This is a genomic window from Bacteroides sp. (genome assembly GCF_028690125.1).
GTDB lineage: Bacteria > Bacteroidota > Bacteroidia > Bacteroidales > Bacteroidaceae > Bacteroides.
Map to the genome: position 1 here is coordinate 1 of NZ_JAQVBV010000062.1, position 17,071 is coordinate 17,071.

15 protein-coding genes are annotated in these 17,071 nt (G+C 41.7%); all 15 read right to left on the reverse strand.

The window, feature by feature from the left end:
- The coding region (locus PHO71_RS23300; RefSeq protein WP_300208218.1) for a phage tail spike protein at window positions 1-5,097 on the reverse strand (5,097 nt) is incomplete at its 3' end.
- Window positions 5,098-5,108: 11 nt separating this feature from the next.
- A complete protein-coding gene (locus PHO71_RS23305) occupies window positions 5,109-5,843 on the reverse strand; it encodes a phage tail domain-containing protein (protein ID WP_300208220.1) in 735 nt (244 codons plus the stop codon).
- Window positions 5,836-7,998: a phage tail tape measure protein gene (locus PHO71_RS23310; protein WP_300208222.1), complete on the reverse strand. Its 2,163-nt coding sequence runs from the start codon at window positions 7,996-7,998 to the stop codon at window positions 5,836-5,838. The genes PHO71_RS23305 and PHO71_RS23310 overlap by 8 nt, the downstream gene beginning before the upstream one ends.
- Window positions 7,999-8,222: 224 nt before the next feature.
- Window positions 8,223-8,567, reverse strand: a complete 345-nt coding sequence (locus PHO71_RS23315; protein WP_300208225.1) for a hypothetical protein — start codon at window positions 8,565-8,567, stop codon at window positions 8,223-8,225.
- Window positions 8,568-8,570: 3 nt separating this feature from the next.
- Window positions 8,571-9,395 carry a major tail protein gene (locus tag PHO71_RS23320; protein WP_300208227.1) on the reverse strand — a complete coding sequence of 275 codons (825 nt, stop codon included), beginning with the start codon at window positions 9,393-9,395 and terminating at the stop codon, window positions 8,571-8,573.
- Window positions 9,396-9,399: 4 nt separating this feature from the next.
- Entirely contained in the window at window positions 9,400-9,771 is a 372-nt protein-coding gene (locus PHO71_RS23325) for a hypothetical protein (RefSeq protein WP_300208230.1), read from the reverse strand.
- Window positions 9,771-10,139, reverse strand: coding sequence for a hypothetical protein (locus PHO71_RS23330; protein ID WP_300208232.1), 369 nt, complete (start codon window positions 10,137-10,139; stop codon window positions 9,771-9,773). Before PHO71_RS23330 ends, PHO71_RS23325 begins: the two co-directional genes overlap by 1 nt.
- Window positions 10,136-10,534, reverse strand: coding sequence for a hypothetical protein (locus PHO71_RS23335; RefSeq protein ID WP_300208236.1), 399 nt, complete (start codon window positions 10,532-10,534; stop codon window positions 10,136-10,138). The genes PHO71_RS23330 and PHO71_RS23335 overlap by 4 nt, the downstream gene beginning before the upstream one ends.
- Entirely contained in the window at window positions 10,524-10,799 is a 276-nt protein-coding gene (locus tag PHO71_RS23340; RefSeq protein ID WP_300208238.1) for a hypothetical protein, read from the reverse strand. The genes PHO71_RS23335 and PHO71_RS23340 overlap by 11 nt, the downstream gene beginning before the upstream one ends.
- A gap of 14 nt (window positions 10,800-10,813) precedes the next feature.
- A complete protein-coding gene (locus PHO71_RS23345; protein ID WP_300208240.1) occupies window positions 10,814-11,773 on the reverse strand; it encodes a hypothetical protein in 960 nt (319 codons plus the stop codon).
- A 34-nt stretch (window positions 11,774-11,807) separates the two neighbouring features.
- A complete protein-coding gene (locus PHO71_RS23350; protein WP_300208242.1) occupies window positions 11,808-13,082 on the reverse strand; it encodes a phage major capsid protein in 1,275 nt (424 codons plus the stop codon).
- A 5-nt stretch (window positions 13,083-13,087) separates the two neighbouring features.
- A complete protein-coding gene (locus PHO71_RS23355; RefSeq protein WP_300208243.1) occupies window positions 13,088-13,696 on the reverse strand; it encodes an HK97 family phage prohead protease in 609 nt (202 codons plus the stop codon).
- Window positions 13,683-14,963, reverse strand: coding sequence for a phage portal protein (locus PHO71_RS23360; RefSeq protein ID WP_300208246.1), 1,281 nt, complete (start codon window positions 14,961-14,963; stop codon window positions 13,683-13,685). The genes PHO71_RS23355 and PHO71_RS23360 overlap by 14 nt, the downstream gene beginning before the upstream one ends.
- Window positions 14,964-14,985: 22 nt before the next feature.
- Window positions 14,986-16,671 (reverse strand): terminase TerL endonuclease subunit, encoded by a 1,686-nt coding sequence (locus PHO71_RS23365; protein WP_300208248.1) that lies wholly within the window; start codon window positions 16,669-16,671, stop codon window positions 14,986-14,988.
- The gene (locus PHO71_RS23370; RefSeq protein ID WP_300208250.1) at window positions 16,664-16,987 is read right to left on the reverse strand and encodes a hypothetical protein; all 324 of its coding nucleotides are present in this window, start codon (window positions 16,985-16,987) and stop codon (window positions 16,664-16,666) included. Before PHO71_RS23370 ends, PHO71_RS23365 begins: the two co-directional genes overlap by 8 nt.
- Window positions 16,988-17,071: the final 84 nt, after the last annotated feature.

A 17,071-nucleotide genomic window follows, 5' to 3' on the forward strand; every position in this document is an offset into this window, starting at 1 on the left:
AGAGCAATAAGCTTCGCTAGCGCGGCTGAAATTAATTGCTGCTGCTTTATGGGTATTCAGAGAACTATTAAAATGTAGTAGCGCTATGCATGTATCGTTGACCCCCATGCCGAAATTAACCATCTCACCAGCAGGAGTTCCCGCCACATCGCCAGTATAGTTAGGAGTGCCCTGAGTTACATCTTGCCAGTCCGGGGATGATGTCGGACTTTGAATTGCACCTATTCTCAGTCCACTTTCTGTTCGACGTGCAGCAGCAATACCAAATGAATAGTATTTATCACTCGGTACACCTTCAAAACGGTAGAAAGAGGCTCCAGCGGTGTTTACATTAAACGCTATGCAAGAATCAGTAACCCCTGGCGCTCCAAGTCCTGAACTATCACCTTTTTTCCAGAACAACAACAGCAGGTCGGCCTGTTTTGTTCCGTCCTGAGTATACTGACCCCAAGAAAGCTTAATATTAATGCTGCCATCAGTATTAGACTCTATAACGATGGCGCTAGGCAACGGATTATTTGCTGGAACATCGTCCGTACGATATTTGGCGGTACCATCAAGGGCTATGGCAATACCTGCATCTCTAACCTGCACCCAATTAGAATTATCCCATCTGTAAAGTTTATTACCATCGTCCGTATCCACCCATAAATCACCTAACGTCCGTCCACTGGTGGGAGCAGATGCTTGATACCAAGTTTTTATTTTACTGTTAGCCGTTGTTTGAGCATTATAAGCACTGAGATATACAGCACCTACAGCACTTGTGGGCGTCGCCCTCCAAGCTAAAATACCCTGAGAACCATGATCTACATCTTCATATCTGTAAATATCGGCTGTAGTTGGAGGAGTATGTCCGTCGGTGTCAATCCAAATATCGCCAAAAGACATTCCGCTTGTCGGAGCGGTAGTTTGGAAGAACCCCTGTATTAGACCATCAGCCGCCTCTTGAGCATTGGCTGCAGCTGACATAGCATTATCTATTGCTGGATTAATGACTATATTCACGAAATTATCCAGACTCTCCGCCGCATAAAACGGTGACCGAGCGTTATACCAGGATTTGATCTCGTCTGCTGTGCGGGCAACAGAATCAATACGCAGCTCGTCAAACAGTGTATCTGCATAGGACAAAGTTACCGTAGAAGAATATCCTAAATCTATACTTAGAATATCAAGTGGTAATTGAGGATTACTAACCGAAATAACTTCTGTTCCATCAATATATAATTTCATATAAGAAGCATTCCAAGTTGCTGTAAACATATGCCAGCCATTAGGAGTTAAAGAATCTGGACAAAAACCCCCCGAACTAGATTCAGCCCATATATACCATTGTGTAGTATTATTATTGTGGCCTACCCTAAGAGATATACCTCCTGATTTATTGCAACAAAAAATCATAGGCCAATCCGTTGTAATTTGTCTTTTACTTATTGTATTAACATTCACCCATACCGATATAGTTCCAGTAGTAGGAGATAATCCAGTAGTAGGAAAAGACAATAATTCTGGTTGACGAGTGGTTCCACCAAGTATCCAGCTTGTAGCATATGATTTCTGTTCAAGTTGCAGACCATCCGCATAAAAAGTACCTGCTGCAGTATTACGCACAAACATCAAAAAAGTACCAGAACTTGTCATGGTAATAGGAAAAGGAAAAGAAAATCGAGTCCAGATGCCAGCGTTTAACGTAATCGAAATATCAGCTCTAGTGCGAGTGTCACTTAAAGTAACACTTATATTTGCTTGAGCATCACTATAAAGGTACACAGAAAAAGTGTATACTAATCCAGTAGTAACAGAAGCTGTAACACAAAATCCTTGGTAAGTACCTCCCGTAGAAACGACTTTAAGTGAGGCGTTCCCAGTCCAGTATTTTGTGATATCTCTGGTTAAAACAGCCCCGTTATTAGAAGTAAAACCTGTAGTATTAGTTTCCACACTGCTCTGATTTGCAGACAGTAAGTTAGGAGTTCCTTCCTCGACCATTATAGCCTTACCGAATTTACCAGTTTCATATCTGGGGATATTAGCAGCTACCTGACTACCGTCCTGTTTAATCGCTATGGATTCACGAACAAAACTAAGTTCATCCGCTTTATGAGTCAGTAAACTATCATCGAAATGTGCAAGTAGGCTACAATCTGAATCTACACCAACACCAGTGGCTAGTTTAGAATCTGCTATTTCTTTAGCTTTAGCTGCTATAGCATTTAACAGAGCCGTACGAGCATCATAGTAATTCTTAAAATTCGTTCTAAAGGTAGTACCTGTAATATCACTGGTAGTCGTTAAGTTTGATAATAAGGGCGTAATATAGGTATTTAGAGCATCATAAGCGGAATCGTAAACCGTTCTAGATACGCTGAAAACATCGGCCTGAGTGTCTGTCCCAGACTTTTCAGATACAATTACATCCCATTCCTTCTTGGTTGCCTGTTTTTCAACCGGAGTTAATTTGTTATCATTAGCAATATCCGATAATAGTGTATTAGCAGTGTTTGCACTAGTTTGTGCATTACTAGCTGCTGTTGCTGCATTATTGGCCGTAGTTTGAGCAGTTGCTATTGTAGCGTCTCTCGCTGTTTGCCAAGCAGAACCGCTCCAGCGATAAAGTTTATTATTATCGTCCGTATCTACCCATAAGTCTCCTACAGCCGATGCAGTAGGCATAGAGGTCTGATAGAAAGTTACTATTTTTGAGTTTGCTGTAGTTTGTGCAGTACCCGCAGCAGTAATCGCTTGAGCTATCCCCGCATCCTGAACTGCCGTCCAAGTAGAACCATTCCAACGATATAATTTATTACCGTCATCGGTATCTATCCATAAGTCGCCTACACCCTCAGCAGTAGGAACCGCAGTTTGAAAGAAAGTAGTTACTTTACCGTCAGCTGTTCCTTGTGCTGTAGCCGCATCGGTAATAGCTGTTGCTGCATCCTCTAAAGCCTGAGCAATGCCAGCATCTCTAACAAGTATCCACTCGCCTGCTTTTATCTCATTAGCACCTACACAAGCTGCTCTATAAAGTTTATTACCATCGTCGGAATCGATCCAAAAATCCCCTACGCTGACAGAGGTAGGAACGCCAGCCTGACAGAACGTTTTCGCTTTAGAAATTGCAGTGGTATCATCTGTATACTTTGACGCTAATTCCCAATGAGCAGGATCGTAAACCGCGCCCGCTATTTTTACTGTTTTGCATCGCTTTAAATCTCCACTACTACCACCGCTCCATAAATCACCAATATCATAAGCATCAGCATTGGTAGGAGTTGCCACAAATACTCTTCTTTTATGATCTGCGATGTCTTGTGCTTTCCGAGCATCCTCTAAAGCTTTTGTAACATCGGTATCGGTAATGCGTATCCACTGATATACCCCAGTCACATAAGCCCATCTATAACTATATCCGGTAATCGTATTGGTGAAGGTATCGTTAAGATGTTGGTTCTTTTTTGCATCCGTATCCCAACTAACTGTTGGCTCATCAATTAGAGTGGGTTCATACTCATAAAACCATGCAATAATATTTCCATCAATCTGATCTTGAAGATTGCTAGCTAATCCGCCCGCATACACTTCGGCAGCTTGCTGTGCTGCTGTAGCTTTTGATTGTGCTCCAGAAGGAGTCTCTTTTGTAGATGGGTCGTAACCAGAAGCAAAAGTGGAAACCGATCCTATTTGAACTTGATCTGCTCTTATTTTTCCTGCAGTTAACAAATCAAGGGTAAATCCCGATCCATCGCCGAATGTCCGCCATTCCCAACCACCTTCACCATCTTTTTGATTAGCAATCGCAAACCGACCACCACCCAACAACATAGCCTCTGTAGCCTCTTCATAAGTAGCGGCATTGAGATGAAGAGTCCCTTGAGGCGTTTCAAAAACAAAAGCTTGTGAATTTTCTATAGCATTTTGAAGGACGTCTATTGTCCCATCAAGTAAATTAGTATTATATGTCCTATTTATTACCCTTGTAACCTGCTGATGCGTGCTAAAATCAAAATCAATAAGTGTGGGAGCGAAATTTCCTAAAACTACTACCGATTCTTCATAGTTTTTTATATCCCGTTCAAAATCCATAACCCTAGCAGAGATAGCCAAAACAGGATTAAAATTAAAATCTAAACACCCCACATAATCGCCTAATCTTACAGTTTCGGACCCGGTCAACCTTTCAAATAAACTGACTTTCATTTTATAGGTAACTCTAGGTGTTTTTCTAATTTGCAAAACATCCCACGTATTCTGTAACAGCGCCGCTCCGTCCGTTTGTGCATCCTCTATATATATATCAAACCGATGCCTGCCATTTCTACCATAGGCGACCAAAGCTCCGGCATCCCCAACCCACTCTTGCCCAGCGGGCTTATCTACGGGGTCCCCACTTGCAACAGACCAAACAACATCAGAAAAATTTAATCTCCTTCCAAATCCCCCGGTATCAGTTTCGACTCCCTTACCAACACCATATAACGCAGTACAAAGCTGAGAAATATCTTCCGTTCGTTCTATCTCAACAATATCTTTTTCACAAGTAAAAACTTTACCATTATCAGCCCCACGCTGAGCTAATAAATCACAATATCTTGTGATTATCCCATCGTTTATAACACAACGCCATCTTAATTCTCCACCCCAGGCCTGGGCAATCTTCTTTACTCCCGCTAAAGCCGATTCATAATATATAGTACAATTGGAAACTCCTAACGCTTCTTCATCAACTATCCCGACATTCCAGCGAGTATTTTCGAGAACACCAGTTAGAGCTGCAGTGGCTCCGGCCGATGGTCTTTTATCCGTCACAAAATCATCCAGCAATTCAAAAAGAATATGCTCACAATAAATGTATTTACAAAATTCAGCCCCGTCAACATCCCTTACATTTAATATCTCGAAAAACTGAAAATAGCCATCCAGGTCTATAAATGCAACTAAATTACCTACCACCAAAAACGGCATATAATCGGGATTAATAACTGTAAAATGGAAATAATTATCATCATTTAGAACTTCATGATGCTTTGCTATATCGAAAAATGAATCCGGTATAGTTTCAAGTAATGTTTCTGATGGGTTGAAGATATACAGCATAGTTTTTCCTCCTAAACATAACAAGGATTAAATTTTATTTGTGTTGAGCAAACATCTTCTGGGGTAACTGTCAAGGCATTATCTCCTAAACCTAAAGAAAAGAATCGGCTATATTGCCAATTAAGTTTTCCCATAACTACTATACCATTTTTCATTACCCTTCCAGTTGAAAAATCAACCGCTAACTCATCCCCAAGAATAAACGTATCTATAACACGAACATATTGCCCGGCTGCATTTGAAACCTTCCATTCCGAGGCAGAATCAGTAAAAGTTACTTCAAACCTGGGCAAGGCCGGATAATTACCTATATTATTTACAATAATTACGTCATTCACAAACGATTCGGAAATTTCAGCAGAAAAAGCTAAGGGATGCCTCCTAAAATTTAAAGTAAATTCATCCGTTGTGATAATTGCTTTTGATGAAACAGGTCCTATCAATTTAGCTATAAAAAATTTATTTTCAATAACATCAAGAGATAGCTCCGACCAATCCTGGGTATATAACCATGCTGATATATCAAATTGCTTAGCCCTTACGTCCTCTATGTTATTTTCTCTGTGAAAACAAATAACAGGTAATCTTTTGTCTTTCAATTTCCCAGGCATTAAATAACTGCCATCCCGACTAGGATTCTCTTTAAATATATCGCCTATTTCCGGGAATATGTCCATATCTCCAATCCTAGAATAAATTCCCAAGGAGCTGCTATGCTGGTTATTATACGTAAATCCTTTAAGCATATTGCTTTATCCCCTTTGCTCTGAAAGTCCTAGATTGGATATCATACAACCCCTCAGCAATTGTTTTGCTATCAAGTTGTAATATTATCTTAAGGGGCTGCAGGCTTTCCTCCTGAAAATAGTTTTTTTGCTGCTCTATCCCTAAAGCTTTTTTTAATGCCTCAACTATCAAATTCGGTAATTCATCGATTGGAGTTACAGCCTCTTTTCTTTTTTCTCCAACACCAATTATGGACGCATCATTGAAAATACCACCCTTATCATACCAATCTATCCCAAAATCAGGAATACGGATCTTCATATCCCCAAAACCAACAGATCTCCAATCAACATTGATATGAGGTAACTTTGGTCTAGGAATTTCAATCCGCAAATTAGCGAAAATATTTTTTATATCTCCTATAAGGCTTGATACTCCCCTCTTGAGGGCTTCTCCGTTACCGCTAAATAATCTGGATATACCATCCCAAGTGGAGGATAGCCTCGACTTAACATCATCCCAATTTCTATACAATTCCACCCCAATTGCTATCACGGTGGCTACGGCGGCTACCGACAGACCTATAGGCCCAGTTAATGCGGTAAAAGCGGCTCCCAATATAGGCAATGCAGTGGATATTGTTCCCACCAGAGTTATTAAATTACCCGCCACGAATAATACTGGGCCTATTGCAGCGGCTATAGCGGCGATTGCTATTATGGCTTTTTGACCGTTTGGAGAAAGATTTGAAAACCCTTCCGCCATAGATTTTAGTGCTGGAGCAACGTCCTTATTTATTATTTCAGCGATTGGAAGTAAGGCCGGACCAACAGCGCCCTGAATTTCACGAAAAGCTTGTATAAGCACCAAGCTTGGATTATTCTCCTGGAGTGTTTTTGTAGCATCCGCCGTTGCCCCCTGAAAATCTTTTATACCGGTTACCCCATCCGCCATAGCAGTAATTACCTGGGATCTAACATCTTCCCATTGAGTACCAAAAAGGGCTATCCCAGCTTGGTTCTGAGCCATGGGATCTTCCATGGCGGTAAGAGCAGCTATAGTAGCCATAAATGCTTTTTGAGCATCTTCCCCTCCCTTAGCTATAGACATGCCCATCTCGGCCGCATTTAAGCCTATAGCCGCAAATCCCTCAGCCGTAGTCTTGCTGCCATCTTGTGCCCGGATGTTGAATTCCTTCATGGCATCGCCGACTTTATCCAGGTTCCAGGCCCCTGCCTCAGCTCCTTTAATTAACATGGCCATAGCCTGATCAGCAGATAACCCCAGACTTACAAACTGTGGAGAATATTCCCGGAGAGTATCCAATAATTCCCCTGAGAAATCACCGCCTTTTTGGAATCCCACCGTTATGAGATCCATTGCATCCTGACCAGATATCCCGAAGTTTTTCATCATAACCCCAGCTGCGCGAGTAACCTCATTTACATCCTGATCAAAAACATCGGCAATGGTCATGGCTCCTTCAGTTACTTTCTGCATTTCCTGATCAGCCATATCCCCCATATTTTTGCGGACATTAGCAATAGCCTGATCAACTTCATCAATGTTTTCACCAAAACCATTTTTCCAGACTTCCTTAGCTACTTCTCCAAGCTTTTCCGCCTCTTTCACTGTGAGACCTAAAGATGCTTGTAATTTTCCCTGAGCGGCCTCTGCATCCATGGCTCCTTTAAGCATCATCCCACCAGCGGCAACGATCGGGGCAGTGATACCAACGGTCATTTTTTCACCAGTTGATTTCATTTTACTGCCGGTTTTTTGTAGGTCCTCCCCTAAATTCCGAGATACCCTACCAACCTCCTCCAGCCGCCGCTCAAAACGTTGTAATTCTTGTTCTGCCGAAACTACTTCCCTCTGGAAAGCTCGGTATTGTTCTTCGTTTATATCCCCCCGGCGGAATTGCTCATTAACTTGTTCTTGGGCATCTCGAAGTAAATTAAGCTTTTCCCCACTATTAGAAATAGCTCCCGCCAGGATTTTCTGTTTTTGTGCCAGAAGCTCAGTATTAGAAGGATCTAATTTTAGCAGACGTTCTACCTGTTTTAGCTCAGACTGCAGGTCTTTAGATATCTTATTAACCCCGCCCAAAGCCTTATTTAAAGAAGTTACATCCCCGCCTATTTCCAGGGTAATTCCCTTGATTTTACTGGACATCTATCTCACCACCTATCAAAACCCATCAAAATCAGCTTGAGCAGCGGATCTTACTAAATCCTCTACTTCATTTTCATCCAATCGTTCATTATTATAACTTATAATAATTCCTAATATTGTCCCGAAAGTCAAATCCTCAAAGTCTCGCAGAATCAAGCCCCTTTCAAGTGCCCGGAGAATTACCAATTCTGTAGTTAATTCAAAAGAGGAATCCCCCACCCCAGTTACTTTTTTTTAGATTCAACCGTTATTCCCATACTACGATAAATCATATCCGTTATTTCTGGTACAATTTCCGATAATGGAAATTCTTCAAAAGTGTCCAGCCATTCCATAGGAGGCGGGATATTCGGATCAGCGGTCTTAGCTAGCACCCAAATTAAATCATAAACAATTTCCAGTTCTAAGGCATTAGCATTTACAACCTGACCTTCCGCATTCACACTTTCCTGAAGGATAAAAATATCCCGCAAGGCATCTCTGCCAAACTGGGCTTTGTACCGGAGCAGGAAAGCCCCGGTACTTTTAAACTTAACATCGCGCCCATCAATCACTAATATCTTTTCCATGTATTACGCCCCCACTGTCAAAGTTACAGATACGGCATTGCCTTGAGTAAATTCAATCAAAATAGTATGATCTCCATTTTCCAAGGTATCAATATAAGCATTGGCCAAAGTCACATCGACTCCAGTTATACTCAGATGAGCAAACCCAACCGGAAGACCATCCATATAAACGCTCTTAACCGTATTGGAACCACTAGTCGAAGTTACATCGACCGTCACATCATCGGAGCCCGCCTTGCTGAAATCTGCCGGATCATCGGCTGTATTAGTAGGAGCATCCTTCAGATATACTGCCGAGAAAAAGGTATCATATCCAGTTTCCCCCTGGAGCACTTTAGCTTTTACATCGCTAGTATCAAGGGCGGGGCGGACAGAGATATCCATGCTCTCCGTTTTTGGTTCTTTGGTATTAGTGCTTGGTTTAGTGGTCCCCTCCACCTTGGGGCGCGTCGGCAAAACATTATATAGGACATGTCTGGTCTTTTTAACATCCCCATCAAACTCAAACATCGCGGCAAATTTCTTAACCGCAGCATTAGCATTTTCTATAATTGCGCCATTAACATCCTCCGTATCCCCCAGGACATTAATACGAAATGAATCAGGAATAAGGGCGAATTCCAGGCTCCCATCATACCCATTATTAATATTTTCTTCGAAATAAACTTGATCATCTGCCGGAAAAAGTACCTTTTCTCCTACAGGAGATAACATCAAATTTACCGCGCCGGGAATAGCCACGGGAGTACCATAAGACACAACTCCATTAGATTCAGTAATAATGGCATAATACACATTTTTAAGACCATATTTCACCTTATTCGGCATATTATTAAACCTCCTTCTTTATCTCAGCCACCATAGCGGAAGCCATCTCATCAATACTTGCTTCATAAACCCTTTTAATTCGTCCTTGATGCCTGGATTTCAAACTGTATTCTAAAATATTTGAAAGCGGAATTTCCCCGCTTTTCCCATCAACTGTCTTAGAATTACCAACATACCGCTGTAATTTATATTTTTTCCCCGTGCTTTTCCATAATTTTGCATAATCCCCTTCATCTTCTGGGCTATCCGCTTTAAGATTAGTAACTAAAATTTTTTCAGCAGCAGTTAAACCATCTTCTGTCGCTTGATAGACTATATCCCCGTATTCTTCCAACAGGGCGGTTATAGTGGCTTCGAAATTATTAATTTTTGCCATCAAGCAATCCCCCAATACTCACACTCAAAGACAGTCACAAAAAAACCAATATCATCAATATCCCCAGCATCAAACCTACCAGAAGGAAGAAAAAATCCCGCATTCTCTACCGCAGCCTGGATTGCGTCTTCTCGGGCTTCTACGGCTTGCCGCCCAGCATAATCACTGATTTTAGTTCCCCGGTAATAATATCGGATGGTCATGTTCTCAGCTTTGACAAGAGGAGCATCATCAGCAGATCCTTCTATGCTGCTCCCAGAACGAGAGTAGACTATATATTCATCTGCATCGCCTGATTTACATTGCCAATATGAAAGAACCTGAGGGTAAAGAGCAGCATCAAGAGCGGCTTGTAATACATCTCTCATATTCCCTCATACCTCCTAACACGGAATTCCATATATTGGTTTTCCTCCATCATATTATCAACCCCACCCCAAAGCTCATATACATTAGAATTATTTTTACTCGGGACTCCATTGATAACAGCAGAAGCATCTGCATTTTTAATAATAAGTACTTGAGTGGTTTTTAATTTTTCATATAATACCGGATTGTAAAAAATACGGACAGTAGCAGAATCTTTCACTCCTAAAGCCTGCGCAGAGATGGCTCGTTCTCCAAAACTCCCACGCCATTCTCCATAAAACATAGTATATACCCCACTTGTAAGCAACTCCCAAGTCACAGATTGCCCCTGCCCAGGGATATATGTATCTTTTTTGGAGTAGAATTGCATCGGAGTTATTGGATTAAACTTCATCTTCTATCACCGCCCGCCCTTGCGCTATGAAAGATATTAATACTGGATGATTAGTTAATTGCATCGGATCAGTAGATTGAGCCATCTTACAATAAAGGACAACAGCTTCTGTTTCTAAAGCCGACGGGCTGGAATTATCAATATCCCAGCCCGCCCCTTTAAAAAACAATAATGCTCCATCAACCATTTGCTGTACCTCGGCGTCCTTGTTGGAGTCGGAATAAAACACCCCGAGCCGTGGTTTTACATCGTCAAGTAATGCCATATTCCGCCGCCCCCTTAAACAATGATATACAGATCAATGGGCTTCAGTCCGTCCGGGGAGCCGTTTATTGCGAATACGTTTTTCTCAATTTCGTCCGCATCCTCGGTCACCGTCCCGGTATCAGCTGCGTTGTTAAACAATTTAAGGATAACCAGCTCATCCGCAGAGAGCATATAAGGCAACCCAAATTTATTCCCCCAACCAACAGAAACCTTGTCGTAGGGCACGCCGGCGGTTCCGTTAGTGGATGATCCACAAGTTACCCCGGTGGTATCGGTGTCGGTAAAACCAAAGGCCAGCGTTGTATCATTCGCCAGTGGTACCAGAGCTGTCAGAGTAATAATCCCGGCTTCATTCGAGGCTACAAAGTGAGCCGATACATCCTCATCCTCGTTTAATGCTTCGACGATAGCAGTTGCTACTTTGGTTACATCATCCAAAGCATCGGTTACCGCTATAACCACGGATTTCGGCGACGCTTCTCCCAGGATTGCCGCAGTGATAGCCATGGTTATATCTCCAGATGCTTCCGCAGTTACGGCATGAGTAACCTCTATAGTCTCTGTCTGAGCCGCCGGAGCGTGTACTTGAACCGGCAGATCCACCTTGGTGATGGTCTTAAAAGCCAGATTACCAGCCACATCAGTAGTTCCATTCAATGCAATGGTTTCCGAGATAACCGCGCCGGCGTAATTAGTACCATAGACTTTGACATTTCCTGTTATCCCAGACACATTGCCATCAATCTGAGCATTACGGGGGACTGCTGGGTTAGTCAATCCGGCGGTGATAGATTGGACCATCGCCCCCAGATTGGTTAAAGCCATCACTCCATTAGTATTAGCCGCAACAGCATCTGCCGCAGGCACTTGAAAATGGGCTAAAAAGGATCTGGCGACAGCCACCCCGGAAGCATCAGTTTGTATTCTCTGTCCTCGTTTGTGATTATACGGATACATCTTTTTTACCTCCATTTCTTAATAGGGGATGAATAAAAATTCTCCCCTATTATTCGTCGCCTTCTTTGTAGATGATGATAACGCCATTCGGGTCCAGCAGTTTCCCATCATTAATGAGGATGGCCTTATCAATCCATTCGTTAGTGTCATGGTCAAAATACCGGTACATGCTCATCTGGAGATTACTATTGACAGCGTAATTCTTCAGATTGCAATAGATAGCGATTACATCGCCATCTTCGGCTTCATCAAAGGGAACGATCAAATCATCCTCTACCTGGATTACTTCTTTCCCACCAAATCTTTCCGCCGGGCCGTCAGTAATACCATAATTGGTTCTGCCAATGGGCTGTCCATTTGCATCAACCATACCGTCGATGTATCCTTCCCAAGTCCCGGATGCCATAAGGAAAGTAGCTCCGGCTTTATAAGCCAATGGCATTGTAGCAAATACCTTCTTCTTCCAGGCATCCCAAGCAGAAATTTCATCGGCAGTCAAGGTTACTTTATTGCCAGCAGGAACCCGGGGATCAGCAGTGATTCCCAAACACCGGCCAGTACCATTACCGCTGATAATCTCTGTTTCAATAGCAATGATCATAGCCTCACCAATCAAATCCTTAACCAAGGATTCAAAACCTTCCAGGGTAACGGTCTCAGCCAGCAAGGAAGTAGCAACTTTACATTCCAAACCATAGTAACTGAAAGACACATTGGTATTGACCGTGACCTTTTTCTTATCAGATGGAGCAGCCTCTCCAATCCGGGTAGCCGTCGGTTTGAGAGTCAAGATGGGAACAGTGACTCCACCCTTGATATTCAAAAGACGGATGCGGGAGAAAATCTGACCATAAATCTTAGCTTCCTTGATGATCTCCTTGAGTATGGTAGAAGGAATGATAGCGGAAACCTCGGTGACCGTGGTCATGGCATCCAATCTAAACTCGGGCTGCATCTTGCGGAATTCTTCTGTAATCTTCCCGGTCTTACAGAATTGCATAAAAGCATTCCGATATTCCATTGTACCAAAAGGATCATGTGGAATTGCGGGGGCCGATCCGCGAGTTTCTTGCCCAGCCGCAGAAGAAGATACAGCTCCAGGAATATCACCAGTTACCGCCTGGGTTCTTTGGGACTGCGGGGTCGGCTCCTCCGGTAAATTATCAATCATTTCTTGTAAATTTCGAATTTCAGTATTAAGAGCATCCAGCTCAGTGCTCAGAGTACGCAGTTCCTCTACATCATTGGAAGCCTCAACCAGAGAATTTATCTCAAGCTTCCTTGCATTTTTCTTGTCCAACATCGCCAATAATTTTTTCTTCATTATCTCTACACCTTACCTTTCATTTTAATTTTCAATTTCATAATTTCCAGCTCTTCAGCCTTGCGCAAGCCCTCCAGCCGCTTTTCCTCACCATCCAGTAATTCCAAGCTCCGCGCATATATAGATGTACTGTCGTAAAACGGGGTATCCACCGCGCTTACATCGTACAATCTATCAATATTATGGACCTCTCTGATAGTCTCCTCTTCCCCAAAAATCCAGGAATCTCCCCCGTCTGCAACGGAAAAAGCAAAGCTCATTTTATCAATAAGCCCTTCCTGGATAGCTTTGTATAGATCCCGGTTGCTCTGAGTATCGAGAAGATTTGCCTGGATTTTAAGCCCGGTATCATCCTTGATAAGCTTCAAGGATTTATTCCGAGTACGTGCCATGATCATTATATTATCATTATGGTTATATCGCATAGGGACATCTTTCATATCAGTCTTATCCAATGCCCCCCGCCGGATGGTCTCTGTAAATTTACGCCTTCCATACTGATGAGTTGCCGGGGCATTATATGTAATGGCATATCCCTCAACCAGCATCTTATTTTCTTCATTGCTGACTGCTCTAATTTCAATCAGCCGACGCTCAGGTTTAATCACCGTCATCCCCATCGCCCCCTTCCTTCTCTTTTAATTGTACACCAGCCTTATTTTTTTGGTAACTATCTATATCCTGGATATTTACATAATTTAAGCTCTGAATCCGACGATCACCGCCCGAAAATGGCTCTATTCCGAACATTTCATTGATCTGATTCAAAGACATAATCCCCGTTTCTTTTGCCAAATTTGCGAGGTTCATCTTATCTGCAGTTGCCATATACCGAACTTTATTATAATAACATTTGACCCGGTGCCCGACATCCTGTTCTCTAGGAGTAAAACAACAAGCAGTCATGGCTTGTTCAAATTGTACAATGAAATCTTCTATAGCGGTTTGGTAAAATGCACTATGCTGTTCCCCAGTGTAATCCCCTGATAATATAGCGGCGGAAACCCCATATCGTTCCTGGATAACCGATTTCAAAAACTTTAATGCTGGTTCTGGAATATCGACCGCTTTAATATTTACCGGAGTAAATTCCCCACCAAGGTCTGTGGCTATCATCCCACTGCGGCTAGAGATGATATGATCTTCAAAATCATCTCTGATCTTTCCAAGCTTCTGAGAATCTGCTAAAGTTTTGGCGTGATATACCCCTTTAATTTGTAGGCTGGCTTCGATCCCTTTTGGTAATCCCTGGATTGTCTTATCCAAGGCATCTATCGTCCGTATAACATCGTAATCATTAGCCTGCCCGTAATCATCCCCGCCCCCTATGATAGTGTTAGTCCCCCGACGCCAGCGCAAGTGGATTAAATCACTATACGGGAGAGTATAACTACTACCATCCTCAAAATCCATTTTAATTTCCCATACCTGCCCATTACTTTCCCCAATATAAACAGCGGCTATTTTGAGCGGGTAAAACGCCAGAAATCTTTTAAACTGCCGACCATTTGGAAGAGTTATGATTTCATACTGTGGATAAATAAAAACATTACGATCTTTTCTTCTCAACCATTCCACGTTTGCAAAAAAATCACTGGTGGTCTGTAGGGGATTTGGTTTGAAACGAAATAAACGAGTGATATCATCATTTTGTATCTGTAAGATATCTCCATATTGAACAATACTTTTAAGATCAATCTTACTAATTTCATTAGCCACACGGTCTATTGCATTATTTACAAAATCAGACAAATAAATGTCTTGCCCAAAACTCGAAAAAATAGGAGTTGCATTCATTAACCATGCATGATGGCGTTCTCGGTTCATTTCTTCTTTACTGCTTCCAGGAAACACGCTCTTTAAATAAGATAAAATTCCCATGATAACCCTCCTTCCCTTATCACTAGATTAATCCCATAAACTCAGACCTATACCACTCTAATATAGTATATACTATTATTTTTGATGTTGTACCATCAATGCGCTTAGTTGCATGCATCTTAACTGGGATGATTCGCCCTAAAGTATCCAATTTTATACCCGTATTACAAAAACACCAGAAGCACATTGGATTATTCTGATAATTAACTAATTTATCCCGTAGATCTGCTTCTAATGTACGCATTGGATTGCTCAGAGCTTTAGCCTCTTGTGGGACATTCACTGCAATTTTATCTCCAAATATTTCTATATACCGATTTTGAAAATCCTTTGCAAACCGATTATCATATCCCGACTTAAATGGCTTAAGATCATATTCTTCCAGGAGCTTAAAATGCCAATCGGCTATCATAGAAGATTCCACAGCATTCCCAGAAACAATCGTTAAATAACCAGCCCGTTCCCATGCCTTATAATCCACATCATCCGGGCTCTTTTCCAATTTACTTTCAGGTATCCAGTACCGAGTATGTAGATATGTTTTTCTATCATCTGGTTTTTTAAGCAAGATTGTTGAAGAACAAAGGTCTGTAGTCTCAGCGAAATCATTTCCAGACAAATAAAACCCGCCAGTGAATTCACTTAATTCAAAAGTTTCTAGGTTTACTATCTCTCCTTGCTGGAGCCAAGCTTGTGCATTGGATTGTTTGATATTAAAATCCTTTGCCAACATGAAAGCCCGGGTGGCACTATCTGTTTTTGCTTCCTCAACAAGACCATCCAAGTACGCCCACTTCTTTGCTACTCCTAAGTTTGGATTCGATTTCACCCAACTAGCTCTGTTATGCCATATCTCCGCCTCATTATCCTGAGTGTAAAGCCAGATCAACCACCTGGGTCGATATAATTCCCCCTTTAGTACTTTCCGAGCATCTATCAGGCGCTTATCCAGGTATCCGTCTTCTGTAAAACCTTCTGTAGTTATTTCTATATATAAGGGCTCGTCCTTGGTGGACATCGACTGCTTGATAGGGCGGACCAAGCTATCATCTTTCATCTCATGAACTTCATCGATAATGGCAAAATCTATATTTTTTCCTTCTTTAGCCCCGGTTTTTGCAGAAAGCTTTTTAATCTTAGCCTTGTTTTGGTAACTGAATTTACCCTTCTTTTTAGTTTGTTTCGGATTCCCCATGAATATGCCTTTTATATTCTTTCGGCTAACCCGGACAAGTTTCGGATTTTCTTCTCGCATATTATTGATTTCATCAAAAACCAGCCCAGCTTGTTCATAATCATTAGAAGCGCAAAGAATATTTGTCCCCATATTACCACAAAAAAACTCAGCATTGCCATCCCCAGCAACCTCTGTAGTCTTGCCATTTTTTCTTCCTACCATATACAATACTTCTGTAAATCGCCGGAACCACTCTCCATCTATCTCCATATAAAACCCATATATAGCTTCCCGAAAGGCCTTTTGATGTAATTCCAAAAGAAATGGTTTCCCGGCGAATGGGGAAATACTATGCTTACATTCATTTTCCATGAACCGGATTCGTTTATGGGCCGCTTCTGTCGGATCAAAATAATAAAGGGGATTATCCATATCTTCTATAAGCATCTCCAGCTGAGTCATTAACTCTTTCCCAATTAAAATTTCACCCGATTTGCATTTCTCATAATACTCTAACAAATAACTATTCATATTCTTCCAATCCTTCATCGCCATCCATAATACTTGGAGATAGATGTTTGATAAGTTTATCCATGATATTTGTTAGAGCGGCAGAATGCCGGGCAATTTCCGCTGATACTGGTAAAGTTCTTTGTAATTTAGCATCTTCCGGATGGAATTGGACTAAACCAGAATCTATAGCATGAGTGTTTAATTGTTTTAAATACAATCGTTCATATGCGGCTTGCTCGATCAATCCCTCCAGCACTCGTAATTTACTTTCATCTGCTCCTGCAAATTCTTCTTTTATCCGGGAAATCTCCCTGGACAACTCAGACTTTCCCATTTTCTCACCTGCCTTTTTTCATTTACGGAGTTTCAAAACCAAAAACTCAAAAACAGGCCATATATTCTAAATACGTAACTAGGT